The sequence below is a fragment of the Microbacterium sp. NRRL B-14842 genome (assembly GCF_050470785.1).
In genome coordinates this window covers 2,391,329-2,406,441 of record NZ_JBFLUM010000001.1, presented here as the reverse complement: position 1 = coordinate 2,406,441, position 15,113 = coordinate 2,391,329, and the positions used below count along the sequence as shown (strand labels likewise).

Genomic DNA, 15,113 nt, shown 5'->3' with positions numbered 1-15,113 from the left:
TGGTGTCGCCGAGACCCCGGGGATTCGCCGAGACCCCCGGCTGCAGACGTCTGCAGCCGGGGGTTTCGACGTGAACCCGGGGTCTCGGGTCAGCCGCGCGGACGCGCGACCACCGGGACAGGGGTCACCGCGATCCGGACGCGGTCGCCGAACGACGGGTGCACGGTGGGTGCGTGCTGCACGCGGACGAGCTCGCCCGACTCGGTGCGCACGAGGGTTCTCCGCATGCTGCCGAGGAACGTGCTCTCCTCCACGAGGGCATCTGTGGCGGCATCCTCCGCGGAGGTGAAGCGCACGTTCTCCGGGCGGAGGTACACGTCGACGGGGCCATCGGCGGGGGTCTGCAAGGGAAGACGCTGCCCCCACACGACGACGTGATCGCCCTCGGCGACCCCGGACACGACGCTGGAGAGGCCCACGAACGCGGCGACCTCGGCGCTCGCGGGGGTGGTGTACAGCTCCTCCGGGGAGCCGATCTGCTCGATGCGACCCGCGTTCATGACCGCGATCCGGTCGGACACCGCGAGGGCCTCCTCCTGATCGTGCGTGACGAACACGGTCGTGATGCCGAGCCGCAGCTGAATGCGCCGGATCTCGTCACGGAGCTGCACGCGCACCTTCGCGTCGAGTGCCGACAGCGGCTCGTCGAGCAGCAGCACCCGAGGCTCCGTGACGAGGGCGCGAGCCAGGGCCACCCGCTGCTGCTGCCCGCCGGAGAGCTGATGCGGGAACCGGTCGGCCAGGTCGGCCAGACCCACGAGGGCGAGCGCGTCGAGGGCCCGTCGCGCCGCCTCACCCTTGCCGACACCCCGACGACGGAGCCCGAAGGCCGTGTTGTCGACGACGCGGAGGTGCGGGAACAGCGAGTACGACTGGAACACCATCCCGATGTCGCGCCGGTTGGTCGGCACCCGCGAGACATCTCCGCCGCCGAGGAGGACGGTCCCCTCGTCGGCGCCCTCGAGTCCGGCGAGCACGCGGAGCAGGGTGGTCTTCCCGCAGCCGGACGGGCCGAGCAGGGAGACGAACTCCCCGGGAGCGATGTCGAGGTCGACGCCGTGCAGCACCCTCGTACCGCCGTAGCTCTTCACGATGCCGTGCAGCTCGACCCGCGTACCCTCGCCGGCCTGGGCGAGCAGCAGGTTGTCCTTGGTGCGCGGGAGCGCGTGATCGAGGGTCATGAGCGGGCCTTTCGCGGACCGCGGGCGACGCGGCCGATGAGCAGGAGCAGGAGGAAGACGAACAGCAGGGCGAGCAGCGTGAAGATCGCGGGCGCGAACGGGTCCTGCTTCTGCACCACGACCATCGCCGTCTGGAAGACCTGTCGGTTGAGCAGGGACGCGATCGTGAACTCCCCGAGAACCACCGCGATGGAGATCAGCGCGGCGGCGAGCAGTCCCTGTCGGAGGTTCGGCGCGAGGACGCGGAGCACGACCGTCGGCCACCCCGCCCCGAGCGAGCGTGCTGCCTCGGACAGCGTGCGCAGATCGGCGGCATCGATGGACGCCTGGATCGAGCGGAACGCGAAGGGGAGGACGGTGACGCCGTAGGCGAAGGCGAGGGTCCAGGTGCCGGTGCCGAGGGTCCGACCGATCTGCAGGTAGATCGGCGCGAGGCCCACCACGAGGACGATCGCGGGGATCGAGATCGGGAGGAGCGCGACGAACTCGAAGGCCGCCTTCAGCCTGGGGAAGCGCAGGTTCACGAGGATCATCGTGGGGGCCAGGAGGAACAGCACGATCGCCACGGTCACCACCGCGAGGATCAGCGAGTTGCCGAGCCCCGTCCAGATGGGTTTCAGACTCGCCGACGCCGCGGGGTCGACGAGGGCGGCCCAGTGCGCGAAGGAGAGGCCGTCCGTGCCGCGCAGCGTGAAGAGGAACGTCGACACGAGAGGCACAGCGAAGAACGCGCCGACCACGATGCCGATCACCGCACGGGTCGCGCGGGACGGGGCGAGGCCGTTCATGCCTGCCACCGCGCGGCGCGTCGCTGGATGACCGAGTACAGCGCCATCACGACGCCGACCACGACGATCATGCCGAGGGCGAGAGCGCCCGCGAGATTCTCCCGGCCGAGCAGCGTCTCGCTCGTGAGCGCCGTGCGGATCTGCAGCGGGACGATCTGCGAGCCCTGACTCGCGAGCGCCGCGGCCGTGGCGTAGGACGAGAACGCGTTCGCGAAGAGCAGCAGCAGGCTCGCGAGGAACGACGGCGCCAGCACCGGGAGGCCGATCCGCAGCCAGAAGCTCGCCCTGCTGCCCCCGAGGGTGAGGTTCGCCTCGACCCACTGCGGCTTCAAGGCGGCGAGGGCGGGGAGGAAGGTGATGACCATGAGCGGCACCTGGAAGTAGATGTACGGGAGGATGAGGCCGGGCAGCTCGTACAGCCAGGTGCCCTCGGCGAAGATATCGATGCCGAACGTGTCGCGGAGGAAGACGGTGACCACGCCCTGGATGCCGATCATGGCGATGAAGGCGAAGGCGAGCATGACGCCGCCGAACTGCGCGAGGACCCCGGCGGCCGCGTCCACGGATCGCCGCACGACGCCGTCCGGGTTCATGCCGAGCAACGCATAGGAGACCAAGGCGCCGACGGTGGCGCCGACCGCCGCGGTGAGCAGGGACAGCCCCGCCGAGTTCGCGAAGGTCGTGAGCACGACGGGGTCGCCGAGGGCGGCGACGTTCGTCCAGGTGAAAGCGCCGTCGCCGTCGAAGAACCCGGAGCCGATCGCGAGCACGGTGGGCAGGGCGAGGAACAGCAGCACGTAGGCGGCGAAGGGCACGAGCCCCAGCCACGCCGTGGACGGCGCAGACCGCCGGGCCCGCGCGTGCGACGCGGGTCCGGCGGCGGTGACGGGGGCGGACGCCGCGGCATCCACCCCCGGTGCGACGAGAGAGGTCACTGGACCGCCGCTGCCCACTTCTCGCCGAGCAGCGTGCCGGCGTTCTCGGACTGCTCCTCGGTGGGCACGACGGTCTCCTCCGGGGCCTCCGGGAGAGCCGCCGCGAGCTTCTCGTCGATCGTGCCCGCTTCGGTCATCGCCTCCATGCGCACCGGACGGGCGCCGCCCTTCAGCCACAGGTTCTGCACCTCGTCGCTGTAGAGGAACTCCTGCCACAGACGCGCGGCCGCCGGGTTCGGCGCGTCGACGTTGATGGCCTGGTTGTAGTAGCCCGCGTAGCCGGTGCCGTCGAAGACCTCGACCTTCCAGTTCGGGTTGTCGGCCGTGTGCGCGGCGTTCAGGTAGTCCCAGTCGAAGACGACCGGGGTCTCGCCGCTGGCGACGGTCGCGGTCGTGACGTCGACCTTGAGCAGGTTCCCGGCCTTCTGCAGGTCGGCGAAGAAGTCGATGCCCGGCTGGAAGTCGTCGAGCGTGCCGTCCGACTGCACCGTCGCCAGGCCCACGGCGGCGAAGGCGGCGCCGGCCTGCGTCGGGTCGCCGTTGATGGCCACGGCACCCTTGTAGTCGGCGGAGAGCAGGTCGGACAGCTCAGCCGGCGCCTCGAACTTCGAGGAGTCGTAGCCGATCGACATGTACCCGCCGTAGTCGCCGACGAAGAGGCCGGTGGGCTCCTTCAGCTCGTCGGGGATGTCGTCCCAGGTCTGGACCTTGTAAGGAGCGAAGGCGTCGATGTTCTGCAGAGCGACGGTGAGGCCGAGGTCGAAGACGTCGGGGGCGGTGTCGAGGCCCTTGTTCGTCTCGGCGGCCTGGATCTCCTCGGCGCTGGAGACGTCGGGCGACGCCTCGTTGATGGTGATCTCGGGGTACTTCTCGGCGAAGAGGTCGAGGATCTCGCCGTAGTTCGCCCAGTCGCGCGGGAGGGCGATGACGTTGAGCTGACCCTCCTCCTTCGCGGCGGCCTCGAGGTCGGCGAACGAGCCGAAGTCCTCGACCGACGTCGCGCGCGCCGCGTCCACGGCGTCGTCGCCGGCGGCCGGGGCGTCGGTCGCCGAGGCGCAGGAGGTCAGTGCGATGACGGCCGTGGTGGCCAGGGCGATGCCGGCGCCGATGCGTGCGCGGCGGATGGAGCGTGCCATGAGTGTCCTCTCGGTGTCCGGCGTTGCACGCCGGTGTCGGGTTGCGAGAGGACACTATGAGCCCGAGGTAGCCGCGGGGAGCGGCGCGGGTGAACGGTCGGTGTCGGGCGGGTGGCGCAGGAATGCGCCGGGGGATCAGTCGTGCCGGACCGTGTACTTGAAGCCGCGGTGCGAGCCCACGTAGCCGAGGCGCTCGTAGAACCGGTGTGCGTCGGTGCGGGCGGCGTCAGAGGTGAGCTGCACCATGGCCGCGCCGAGGGCGGGCGCCGCGGCATCGCCGACCCACCGCATGACCGCGGAGCCGATGCCGGACGAGCGGAGGTCGCTGCGCACCCGGACCGCCTCGACGAGCAGCCGCCGGGCGCCGCGGCGTGCCATGCCCGGGATCGACGTGAGCTGGAGGGTGCCGACCACCGCGCCGTCGAGCTCGACCACGAGGAGGTCGTTGGAGGGATCGGCCAGGATCTCGCGGAGGCCGCGCTCGTACGCCGGGCGGTCCTCGTCGGAGGCCACGTCGCCGCGGGCGGCGCTGATCGGGTCGTCGGCGAGCAGCGCGATGACGGCGTCGGCGTCGGCCTCGCTCGCTCTCCGGAGCACAGCGTCCCCGCTCCTCGACGCGAACGGGTGCGGCAGCGGGAGAGCGGGAAGCATGACCCCAGTCTGCCAGCGGCGCGGTTGCGTGACGGTGCCCGCGGGTCTGGAATCATGGCGGGGTGGATATCGGCAGCCTCCTCGGACTCGAGCAGCTCACCTGGGGGATGCTGATCCTCATCATCGTGGCGGCGTTCAGTGCCGGGTGGATCGACGCGGTCGTCGGCGGCGGAGGACTGCTGCAGCTTCCGGCACTGCTCCTCATCCCCGGCATCGCCCCGGTCCAGGCGCTCGCGACGAACAAGCTCGCCTCCGTGTTCGGGACCGCGACCAGCAGCATCACCTACTACCGCCGTGCCAAGCCCGACCTCCGCACGGCCCTGCCGATGGCGGTGATCGCGTTGATCGGCTCGTTCGGCGGCGCGGCGGTCGCGACGGTGCTGCCCCCGGCCGCCTTCAAGCCCATCATCGTGATCGCGCTGCTGGCGGTCGCCCTGTTCACGGCGCTCCGTCCCCAGCTCGGGGCGGCGACGCAGCTGCGCTTCCACGGGCACAAGCACCACATCATGGCCGGGCTGGCCGGGCTCGGCATCGGGTTCTACGACGGGATGATCGGTCCGGGGACGGGCACCTTCCTCGTGATCACCCTCGTCGCGCTGCTGGGGTACGACTTCCTGCAGGCGAGCGCGAAGGCCAAGATCGTGAATCTCGCGACGAACGCGGGGGCGCTGCTCCTCTTCATCCCGCACGGCTCGGTGCTGTGGCTGCTCGGGGGCATCCTCGCGGTCGCGAACGTCGCCGGCAGCTACCTGGGCTCGCGGATGGCCATCTCCCGCGGCACGACCTTCATCCGCGTGGTGTTCCTCGTCGTGGTGGTGGCTCTCATCGCGAAGCTCGGTGTCGACGTGTGGAACGAGAACCTCGCCCCCCTCTTCGCCTAGCCCCCCCTTCTTCTTCTTGTTCGCCGAGACCCCGGGTACGCGACGAGACCCCGGGCTGCCAGCGGCAGTGTCCCGGGGTCTCGGCGATAAGACGGGGTGTCGGCGGGTCAGGCCTCGTCCTCGGGGGTGAAGTCGACGCCGGCCTCGGCGCGCTGCTCCGGGGTGATCGGAGCGGGAGCGGAGGTGAGGGGATCGAAGCCGTTGCCGGACTTCGGGAAGGCGATGACGTCGCGGATCGACTCGGTCTTGGTCAGGTGCTGGAGCACGCGGTCCATGCCGAGCGCGATGCCGCCGTGCGGGGGAGCGCCGAACTTGAACGCGTCGAGGAGGAAGCCGAACTGCTCCTGCGCCACCTCGTCGCTGATGCCCATGACCTCGAAGACCCGCTTCTGGATGTCCTCGCGGTGGATGCGGATGGACCCGCCGCCGAGCTCCGAGCCGTTGCACACGATGTCGTACGCGTAGGCGAGGGCCGATCCGGGGTCGCTGTCGAACGTGTCCTCGAACTCGGGCTTCGGGCCCGTGAACGCGTGGTGCACGGCCGTCCAGGCGCCCGCACCCACGGCCACGTCTCCGGAGGCGACCGCATCCGCGGCCGGCTCGAACATCGGGGCGTCGACGACCCACGTGAAGGCGAACTCGTCCGGGTTCAGGTACCCGAGGCGACGGCCGATCTCGACCCGTGCGGCGCCGAGCAGCGCCCGGCTCTCCTTGGTGGCACCGGCGGCGAAGAACACGCAGTCGCCCGGCTCGGCGCCGACGAACTCCGCCAGTCCCGCCTGCTCGGCCTCGGACAGGTTCTTCGCGGCGGGGCCGCCCAGGGTGCCGTCCTCGTTGAACAGCACGTAGGCGAGACCGCGCGCGCCGCGCTGCTTGGCCCAGTCCTGCCACGCGTCGAGCTGCTTGCGCGGCTGGCTCGCACCGCCGGGCATGCGCACCGCGCCGACGTACTCCGCCTGGAACACGCGGAACGGGGTGTCCGTGAAGTACTCGGTCGCCTCGACGAGCTCGAGCCCGAAGCGGAGGTCGGGCTTGTCGGAGCCGTACTTCGCCATGGCATCGGCGTACGTCATCCGCGGCAGCGGGGTCTGCACCTCGACGCCGATCGTCTTCCACATCGCCACGATGAGCGACTCCATGAGGGCGATCACGTCCTCCTGGTCGACGAAGCTCATCTCGATGTCGAGCTGCGTGAACTCGGGCTGACGGTCGGCGCGGAAGTCCTCGTCGCGGTAGCAGCGGGCGATCTGGAAGTACTTCTCCACACCGCCGACCATGAGCAGCTGCTTGAAGAGCTGCGGGGACTGCGGCAGGGCGTACCAGCTGCCCGGGTGCAGACGGGCCGGGACGACGAAGTCGCGGGCGCCCTCCGGCGTGGAACGGGTGAGGGTCGGGGTCTCGACCTCGGTGAAGTCCTCGGCGTGCAGGACGTCGCGGATCGCCTTGTAGACGTCGGACCGCAGGCGCAGCGCGGAGGCGGCGGCCGGGCGGCGGAGGTCGAGGTAGCGATATTTGAGGCGTGCCTCCTCGCCGACGGTCTCGGTGTCGGCCAGAGCGGTCGAGACCTGGAACGGCAGCGGCGCCGACTCGTTCAGCACCTCGACCTCGGCCGCGATGACCTCGATCTCGCCGGACGGCAGGTTCGGGTTCGCGTTCCCCTCGGGGCGACGCGACACCTCCCCGGTGACCTTGAGGACGAACTCGTTGCGCAGCGGGTGGGCGATCTCCTCGTCGCGGATGACGACCTGGGCGATGCCCGACGCGTCCCGCAGATCGATGAAAGCGACGCCTCCGTGGTCACGACGACGATCGACCCACCCGGTGAGGGTGACGGTCTGACCGATGTTCTCGGCGCGCAGGGAGCCTGCGGAGTGGGTGCGCAGCACGGAGGATTCCTCCTGATCCGGGGAAAGATGAACCCGCCCAGTCTACGCGGGCGTCCCGGCCCTTCCCGGCCGGGTCGCCTGCGCGGAGCAGCGGCACCTCAGTAGGATCGCCACGACGAAAGGCGCACCCCATGAACCTCTCCATCTCGGACGGCAACGGCCTTCCCGACCTGTTCGGCGCGATCTTCTCCGGCACGACAGGGCTCATCGCCCTCATCTTCTACATCCTCGTCGTGGTCGGGCTGTGGAAGGTCTTCACGAAGGCGGGGTACCCCGGAATCCTCGCGATCATCCCGATCGTGAATGTCGTGTTCCTCGTGAAGATCGCCGGGATGTCGGGTTGGTTCGCCCTGCTCTACCTCGTGCCGATCGCGAACTTCATCCTCGGGGTCATCGTCGCATTCAAGCTCGGCGCGCGCTTCGGCAAGGGCGGGGTGTTCTCCTTCTTCCTGTTGTTCCTCTTCCCCTACATCGGCTATCTGGTCCTCGGCTTCGGCGAGTCCCGCTACCGCGAGGTCTGACGTGGCGGCATCACTTCTGCACCTCGTTCGCCACGGTGAGGTGCACAACCCGTCCCGCGTGCTCTACGGACGGTTGCCCGATTATCACCTCAGCACCGCGGGGGAGGAGATGGCGCAGGCGGCGGCGGAGCATGTGGTCGGGCTCGGCGATCCGGTGACCGCGCTGTTCGCGTCGCCTCTGGAGCGCGCGCAGGAGTCGGCCGCCCCCTTCGCGGAGGTGTTCGACCTCGAACCCGAGACGGACATCCGCCTGATCGAGCCGACGAACGTGTTCGAGGGCACCCGGATGCGGCGGTCGCTGATGAATCCGGTGAACTGGTGGCACCTGCGCCAGCCGTCGCTGCCGAGCTGGGGGGAGCCGTACGCCTCGATCGCGGAGCGCATGCTCGGCGTGATGGACGAGGCATGGACGGCCGCGGCCGAGATCCCGACCGCGGGGGACATCGTCATGGTGTCGCATCAGGCGCCGATCTGGATCACGCACCTCCGCGTGGCCGGCCTCCCGCTGCAGCATGACCCGCGGACCCGCCGCTGCGCCCTGTCGAGTGTGACCTCGTTCGAACGCGTGGGCGACGTCTGGCGCGAGGTCTCCTACGCCGAGCCCGCCGCGACCGGCGGTGCTGTCGACGTCGGGGCCGTCTGACCACCTGTTCGAATCGCCTGAATGGCCCCATCCGGCCCGGAGATGGGACCAATCGGGCGATTCGAAGTCAGAGGGACTGGATCACTCCCACCGCGGCGAGCTGTCCCGCGGCGGCGGCGAGCAGGACCGAGGCCATCGGGCCGGGGAGGGTCGCGCGATGGGCGAGGTCGCCCGCCGCGAGGACCCCAGGACGCGACGTCCTCCCGAACTCATCGATCTCGATGGACCCCGACTCCAGCATCCGCAGCCCGAGGTCGGCGGCGAAGGGCGCCCGGTGTCGCATCGTGCCGGAGGCCACGAACACGCCCGCGACGTCGAGGTCGCCCTCGGCGCTGCGCACCCGCACCCCGTCTCCGTGCGCGGCGACAGCCTCGACCGGAGCGGAGGCCACCCGTACCCCGAGCTCCTCCAGCGCGGTACGGTCCTCCGCGGCGAACGGCTCTCCCACCGGGACCACCGTGATCTCGCCGACGATCCGGCCGAGCAACCCGATCAGATGGGCCGCCCGGGGTGCCGCGCCGAGGATCGCGATCGGCTTCCCGGCGTGCTCGTGTCCGTCGCAGAACGGGCAGCTGAAGACCCGGACGCCCCACAGCTCGGCGAGACCCCGCACCGGCGGGAGATCGTCCGCGACGCCGGTCGCCAGGATCACCCGTCGTGCGTCGGTCACCGACCCGTCGGCGAGGCTCACCGAGAACCCCGTCTCTGCGTCGCCGGAGATCCGCTGCGCCGCGACGTCCCGCACCTCGACGTCCGCATAGGCCGCGAGCTCGGCCCGGGCCTGGGCGCGGAGGTCCGCCGGGGCCTTCCCATCGGCACCGATCATGTTGTGCATATGCTGCACGGTGCCATTGCGGTACTCGCCGGAGTCCAGCAGGAGCACCGGCCGATGCATCCGTCCGAGGGTGAGCGCCGCCTGGAGTCCGGCGGGGCCGGCACCGATCACGATCGCGTCGTACATGGGGGTTCCCTTCTCGCGTCTTGCGTTCGGCACCAGTCTGTGACTTCATGTCAACATGAAGTCAAGCGACCTGCATCCCTGGTCCGTCGGCGAGGTCGCCGCGCGTTTCGACCTGCCGACGAACGTCCTGCGGCACTGGGAGACGGTCGGCCTGCTGCGGCCACCCCGGGACGCGGCGGGCCGGCGTCGCTACGGCGAGGACGAGGTCGTGCGCATCGCCGTCATCCAGCGCAGCAAGGCCGCCGGCATGAGCCTCGACCAGATCGCCGTGCTCCTCGACGACGGCAGCGCGGGCCGGCATCAGGTGCTGCAGCAGCATCTCGACGACCTCGACAGGCGGATGGAGGAGATGCGGCGATCCCGGGAAATGACGGAGCACGCCATGGGGTGCCGGGCGCACGACATCGCGACCTGTCCGCGGTTCCGCGCCGGGGTGGACGACGTGCTCGCGCGCTTGTGACTCCCCCCGGGGGTACCCGGCCGATGCATAGGAAGCTCTGCGTAAACTCGGAGACGTGTCCCGCGCTTCCAGGATTCACCCGATCCGCAACGGCCGCCCCTCCCGTCTTCGGCCCCTCGGCCGCCTGGGCGGAGCCGCGCTCGCTGCGGTGCTCGCCGTCGGTTTGAGCGCCTGCGCCCCCGACGCCGTGAGCGAGTCGTTCCTGAGCGGCGAGAACACCGGGTACGTCGCCGCCGACGGCGCGATCGTCGAGATCCCCGTCGCCGAGCGTGGCGAGCCGGTCGAGTTCGCCGGAGTCACGGAGCACGGCGAGGACTTCGACAGTGCCGACATCGCAGGACAGGTCGCGGTCGTCAACTTCTGGTACGCCGGCTGCGCCCCGTGCCGCGTCGAGGCCCCCGACCTGGAGGCCGTCTGGCAGGAGCACAGCGACGCGGACGTCCAGTTCATCGGCATCAACACGCGGGATCAGGCCGACACCGCGGCCGCGTTCGCCGACGAGTTCGGGATCACGTACCCGAGCCTCATCGACGTCGACACCGCCGAAGCCAAGCTCGCCTTCGCGAAGGTCGTGCCGATCTCGGCGACCCCCACCACGCTCGTGCTCGACAAGCAGGGGCGCGTCGCCGCGAAGATCATCGGTCCGATCGACGGCACCTCCGTCCTCTCCACGCTCGTCAAGGACGCGCTCGCGGAGGACTCCTGATGTCCACGAGGTCGTCGTGAATCCGGGGACGATCATCGACTCCGGGGCCCTCTGGCTGGCGATCCCGGTGGCCATGGTCGCGGGCCTCGTCTCCTTCCTCTCACCGTGCGTGCTCCCGCTCGTGCCGGGCTATCTCGGCTTCCTCGGTGGAGCCGTGGCGCCGCGGGGATCGTCGACGACCGGCAGCACCACCCAGACCGCCACCCGAAGCCGCCTCGTGCTCGGTGTGCTGCTGTTCATCCTCGGCTTCACCGTGGTCTTCATCCTCTACACGGTGCTCGGCGGCACTGTTGGCGTGTTCCTGCTCCAGTGGGGCGACCTCATCACCCGCATCCTCGGCGTCGTCATCATCGCGATGGGCCTGGTCTTCCTCGGGCTCTTCGGGTTCGCGCAGAAGGAGCTCCGCTTCCACGTCGACTCGAAGGCCGGGATGGTCGGTGCTCCGCTCCTCGGCGTCGCGCTCGGCATCGGCTGGGCGCCCTGCATGGGCCCCACGCTCGCCGCCATCCTCGCGCTCTCCTTCAACGCGGGCGACCCCGTGCGCGCGGGCTTCCTCGGCCTCGCGTACTCCCTCGGCCTCGGCATCCCGTTCCTGCTCGTGGCGCTCGGCTTCGGCTGGGCGACCAAGGCCATCGGGTTCCTGCGCCGCCACATCCGGGTCGTGAACATCCTCGGCGGCGTGCTGCTGATCCTGCTCGGCGTCCTGATGGTCACCGGCCTGTGGACCGACATCATGTCCCGACTGACGGCGGTGATCGGCAGTGTCGACCTCCCGCTCTGACCGCTCCGAGACGACCATGACGAAGAACAAGAGTGCCGTGACGAACGACTCCAGCGATCCGCTCCGCCCGTCCGATCACGTGGACGGCGACGACACGATCACCCAGCCGCGCCTCGGATTCGTCGGCTGGCTGCGGTGGGGGTGGCGTCAGCTCACCTCCATGCGCACGGCGCTCGTCCTGCTGCTCGTGCTGGCGATCGCGGCCATCCCCGGGTCGATCTTCCCGCAGCGGATGGCCGACCCGAACGGCGTGACGCAGTGGGAGCGCGACAACCCCGATCTGTTCCCGGTGCTCGACGGGCTCAAGCTCTTCGACGTATACCTGTCGCCCTGGTTCTCGGCGATCTACCTGCTGCTGTTCACCTCGCTCGTCGGCTGCGTCATCCCGCGCATCAAGCACCACGCCAAGGCGCTGCAGGCCCGCCCGCCGCGCACGCCCGCGCGACTGCGACGCCTGGAGGACTACCGCGCCGTCACCCGCGACACGGTCGCCGACTCCGGCACCCGCACCGGAGACGCCGCCGCGGAGGCCGCCGCCTCGATCGACGTCGCCACGAAGCAGCTCAAGGCGCTCGGCTACCGCGTGGAGCGCTATGACCGGGGGCGCACGTACTCCGTGTCGGCCGAGCGCGGCTACTGGCGGGAGACGGGTAACCTGCTCTTCCACCTCGCGCTCGTCGGCGTGCTCGTGACGATCGGCGTCGGCGGCGGCTTCGCCTACACGGGGCAGCGCGTGCTCGTCGAGGGGGAGACCTTCGCCAACACGCTGCTCGACTACGACTCCATGAACCGCGGGCGCTTCGTGGCCGACGACTCCTTCGCGCCGTACTCGATGCGGCTCGACTCCTTCGACGTCACGTATCAGCCGTTCGGCGAGCCGGGCTCCGGCCAGGCGGGCAACTTCTCCGCGAACATGACCATCCAGGAGAACGGCGAGGAGCGCGAGGGCGCCGTCAAGGTCAACGAGCCCCTGGGCGTGGCCGACGACGACGTGTTCCTGCTCGGCAACGGGTACGCCCCGACGGTGACGGTGCGCGACCCCGAGGGAAACGTGGTGTTCCACAACAGCACGCCCTTCCTCCCGCAGGACAACAACATGACCTCGCTCGGAGTGCTCAAGGTCCCGGACGGCCTGGCCGAGCAGGTGGGCCTCGTCGGCTTCTTCTACCCGACCACGGGCGTGCTCGACACGGGCGCCTTCTTCTCGGCGTACCCCGACCTCACGAACCCGACGCTCACGCTCGACGTGTACACGGGTGACCTCGGGATCAACGACGGTGTGCCGCGCTCGGTCTACGTGCTCGACACCTCCGACATGACCAAGCTCACCGGACGCAGCACCGACGTCGAGTCGATCGAGCTGTCCCCGGGTGAGACCGCGCAGCTGCCGAACGGCCTCGGCTCGGTGACCTTCGACGACGAGTCGCCGGAGGGCGCCACCGACGCCTCGGAGTCCGTCAAGCGCTTTGCCTCCCTGCAGATCCACCGCGACGAGTCCGGGGTGTTCGTGCTCGGCTTCGCGCTGCTCGCCCTCGGCGGCCTCATGCTCGCCCTGTTCGTGCCGCGTCGGCGCGTGTGGGTGAAGGCCACCGCGGCGGACGGCGCGGTCGACCTCGAGTACGCGGCCCTGGCCCGAGGGGAAGACCCCACGCTGGCCCGCGCCGTGGACGACCTCCGTGCCGGGCACGCCCGGCTGCTCGACGCCGCGGGCGGCACGGCCGCCCGTACCCCTGAAGACGCCGACGAGGATGCCGCGGACGCCGCCGCGGACCCTGCGGCCCCGGCACCCGGAAAGTAGACTGACACCATGCTCGAGCTCACCGTGATCTCGCCCGTCCTGCTGTGGACGGCGATCGCGATCTACGCGGCGGCCTTCGTGGCCTACGCCTTCGATCTCGCGCGCCGCTCGCAGGCGACGGCCGACGCCCACACCGTCCGCGAGGGCGAGCTCGTGGCCGCCGGTCGTTCCGGTGGCGTCTCGGCTTCCGCACCCGTCGATGCGCCCGGAGCTCCGAAGCCGCAGCGCTTCGTCATGGCGCGAATCGGCACCTCGCTCACCGTGCTCGGCTTCGTGTTCCACCTCGCCGCCGCTGTGACGCGCGGCATCGCGGCCGGTCGCGTGCCGTGGGCGAACCTGTACGAGTTCGGCATGGTCGGAACGCTGCTCATCATCGCCGTCTACCTGGCGGTGCTCACCCGCCTCGATCTGCGCTTCCTCGGCACCTTCATCACGGGCCTCGTCGTGGTGCTGCTCGGCCTCGGCGCGACGAACTTCTACGTCGAGGTCTCCCCGCTGATGGACCCGCTGAAGAGCGTGTGGCTGATCATCCACGTGTTCGTCGCCTCGCTCGCGACCGCGTTCTTCGCCCTCGCCTTCGCGCTCTCGGTGATCCAGCTCATGCAGGCCCGGCGCGAGCGGCTGCTCGGTGAGGGGGCGGCCAAGACCGGCCCCGGCTTCCTGCGCACGTTCCCGCCGGCGGAGCGCCTGGAGAGCCTGGCGTACCTGTTCACGATCATCGGCTTCATCCTCTGGACCTTCACCCTCATCGCCGGGTCCATCTGGGCGTACTACGCGTGGAGCCGCTTCTGGGGCTTCGACGTGAAGGAGACCTGGACCTTCGTGATCTGGGTGCTCTATGCCGGGTACATCCACGCCAGGGCGACCCGCGGCTGGCGCGGCAACCCTTCGGCCTGGCTGTCGATCGTCGGCTTCACCGCCGTGATCTTCAACTTCACCATCGTCAACGTCTTCTTCAAGGGTCTGCACGCCTACTCCGGCCTGAGCTGAACCGGCCGAGCACAGCTTCGGAGATCGCGAGGGGCACGCCGACGGGCGGACCTCGGTCGCGGTGTGTCGTCCGGCATCTCCGAAGTCGTGCCCGCCGGAGCAGGGCTCAGCCGCCGAGGGGGATGACCTCGGCGTGCTCGACGCCGCCCTCGTACCAGACGAACTCGGCCTCGGTGACGACCTCCGTCGGCGCGGGGGTGAGCGGACGGACCTCGGTGGCGGCGAGCTGCTCCCATGTCTCAGGGTCCAGCGTCTTGCCGTAGAGCACCGAGAGGTGGAAGGTCCAGTCCTCGACGGAGAGCTCGTCGAGGCGACGGAAGTCCGTCGGCCGGAGCACCTCCGTCAGCGAGGCGTATGCGTGCACGAGCGCGGGGGTGCGGGCGAGGCGCAGGATCACGATCTGCCACGGCGCGGGGAAGACGTCCACGGCGTCGGCGGTGAGTTCGAGAGGACTCTGTCCCGCGGCCCAGGCGCGGATCAGGGCCCGCAGCTCATCCCGGCGCTCCGGCTCGAAGAAGCCGCGAAGCGTCACGTGCTCCGTGTGCGGATGCCGCAGGGGCGTCCCTAGGCGATCGAGCGCGCCTTCCTGGATGGCCCGGTATTCCGCGGCGACGGCTCCGGTCGGCCGGAGCACGAGATACTGCTGTCCTTCGAGGCTCGCGAGCTGGTCGGGAGTGTCCATGAACGGTCGGCGCATGGCACGAGGGTACGGGGTGTCGTCGTCGCGTCCGTGCACTGTTTCGGAGAACGGACGCGACACGCCGTCGGCAGGGGGTGTCCGGCGGCGTGTCGTCC

At 70.2% G+C, this 15,113-nt stretch carries 16 protein-coding genes; 8 read left to right on the top strand and 8 right to left on the bottom strand.

Annotation, left to right across the window (positions count from 1 at the left end):
• Positions 1 to 89: 89 nt before the first annotated feature.
• The 5 genes from AB1285_RS11825 to AB1285_RS11805 all read right to left on the bottom strand — a co-directional run bounded on the left by AB1285_RS11825 (position 90) and on the right by AB1285_RS11805 (position 4,691).
• Positions 90 to 1,181, bottom strand: coding sequence for an ABC transporter ATP-binding protein (locus AB1285_RS11825; protein ID WP_370428343.1), 1,092 nt, complete (start codon positions 1,179 to 1,181; stop codon positions 90 to 92).
• A complete protein-coding gene (locus AB1285_RS11820) occupies positions 1,178 to 1,969 on the bottom strand; it encodes an ABC transporter permease (RefSeq protein ID WP_259952941.1) in 792 nt (263 codons plus the stop codon). The genes AB1285_RS11825 and AB1285_RS11820 overlap by 4 nt, the downstream gene beginning before the upstream one ends.
• A complete protein-coding gene (locus AB1285_RS11815) occupies positions 1,966 to 2,904 on the bottom strand; it encodes an ABC transporter permease (RefSeq protein WP_370428342.1) in 939 nt (312 codons plus the stop codon). Before AB1285_RS11815 ends, AB1285_RS11820 begins: the two co-directional genes overlap by 4 nt.
• On the bottom strand, positions 2,901 to 4,040 hold the full coding sequence (locus AB1285_RS11810; RefSeq protein WP_370428341.1) for an ABC transporter substrate-binding protein: 1,140 nt from the start codon (positions 4,038 to 4,040) through the stop codon (positions 2,901 to 2,903). The genes AB1285_RS11815 and AB1285_RS11810 overlap by 4 nt, the downstream gene beginning before the upstream one ends.
• A 135-nt stretch (positions 4,041 to 4,175) precedes the next feature.
• Positions 4,176 to 4,691 carry a GNAT family N-acetyltransferase gene (locus AB1285_RS11805; protein ID WP_187663324.1) on the bottom strand — a complete coding sequence of 172 codons (516 nt, stop codon included), beginning with the start codon at positions 4,689 to 4,691 and terminating at the stop codon, positions 4,176 to 4,178.
• 107 nt (positions 4,692 to 4,798) lie between these two features.
• Between AB1285_RS11805 and AB1285_RS11800 the strand changes: the two genes are divergently transcribed.
• On the top strand, positions 4,799 to 5,572 hold the full coding sequence (locus tag AB1285_RS11800; protein WP_187664096.1) for a sulfite exporter TauE/SafE family protein: 774 nt from the start codon (positions 4,799 to 4,801) through the stop codon (positions 5,570 to 5,572).
• Positions 5,573 to 5,679: 107 nt separating this feature from the next.
• Here the strand turns inward: AB1285_RS11800 and aspS are convergent, their stop codons facing one another.
• The gene (aspS, locus tag AB1285_RS11795) at positions 5,680 to 7,458 is read right to left on the bottom strand and encodes an aspartate--tRNA ligase (RefSeq protein WP_187663325.1); all 1,779 of its coding nucleotides are present in this window, start codon (positions 7,456 to 7,458) and stop codon (positions 5,680 to 5,682) included.
• A 131-nt stretch (positions 7,459 to 7,589) separates the two neighbouring features.
• Here aspS and AB1285_RS11790 point away from each other — a divergent pair, with 131 nt between their 5' ends.
• Entirely contained in the window at positions 7,590 to 7,979 is a 390-nt protein-coding gene (locus AB1285_RS11790) for a DUF5684 domain-containing protein (protein WP_187663326.1), read from the top strand.
• Position 7,980: 1 nt separating this feature from the next.
• Entirely contained in the window at positions 7,981 to 8,622 is a 642-nt protein-coding gene (locus AB1285_RS11785) for a histidine phosphatase family protein (protein WP_366236319.1), read from the top strand.
• A gap of 67 nt (positions 8,623 to 8,689) precedes the next feature.
• Here AB1285_RS11785 and AB1285_RS11780 read toward each other — a convergent pair whose 3' ends face one another.
• Positions 8,690 to 9,583, bottom strand: coding sequence for an NAD(P)/FAD-dependent oxidoreductase (locus AB1285_RS11780; RefSeq protein WP_280567161.1), 894 nt, complete (start codon positions 9,581 to 9,583; stop codon positions 8,690 to 8,692).
• 55 nt (positions 9,584 to 9,638) lie between these two features.
• Between AB1285_RS11780 and AB1285_RS11775 the strand changes: the two genes are divergently transcribed.
• Genes AB1285_RS11775 through ccsB form a run of 5 tightly spaced genes read left to right on the top strand, consistent with a single transcriptional unit; the run spans position 9,639 to position 14,318 of the window.
• On the top strand, positions 9,639 to 10,043 hold the full coding sequence (locus AB1285_RS11775; protein WP_370428340.1) for a MerR family transcriptional regulator: 405 nt from the start codon (positions 9,639 to 9,641) through the stop codon (positions 10,041 to 10,043).
• Positions 10,044 to 10,098: 55 nt separating this feature from the next.
• A complete protein-coding gene (locus AB1285_RS11770; protein ID WP_187663330.1) occupies positions 10,099 to 10,749 on the top strand; it encodes a TlpA family protein disulfide reductase in 651 nt (216 codons plus the stop codon).
• 16 nt (positions 10,750 to 10,765) lie between these two features.
• Entirely contained in the window at positions 10,766 to 11,530 is a 765-nt protein-coding gene (locus AB1285_RS11765) for a cytochrome c biogenesis CcdA family protein (RefSeq protein WP_370428339.1), read from the top strand.
• Positions 11,531 to 11,546: 16 nt separating this feature from the next.
• Positions 11,547 to 13,328: a cytochrome c biogenesis protein ResB gene (resB, locus tag AB1285_RS11760; protein ID WP_370428338.1), complete on the top strand. Its 1,782-nt coding sequence runs from the start codon at positions 11,547 to 11,549 to the stop codon at positions 13,326 to 13,328.
• A gap of 9 nt (positions 13,329 to 13,337) precedes the next feature.
• Positions 13,338 to 14,318 (top strand): c-type cytochrome biogenesis protein CcsB, encoded by a 981-nt coding sequence (gene ccsB / locus AB1285_RS11755; RefSeq protein ID WP_025104442.1) that lies wholly within the window; start codon positions 13,338 to 13,340, stop codon positions 14,316 to 14,318.
• A 106-nt stretch (positions 14,319 to 14,424) separates the two neighbouring features.
• On the opposite strand, the gene AB1285_RS11750 is transcribed toward ccsB, so the two are convergent.
• Positions 14,425 to 15,015: a 2'-5' RNA ligase family protein gene (locus tag AB1285_RS11750; RefSeq protein WP_370428337.1), complete on the bottom strand. Its 591-nt coding sequence runs from the start codon at positions 15,013 to 15,015 to the stop codon at positions 14,425 to 14,427.
• Positions 15,016 to 15,113: the final 98 nt, after the last annotated feature.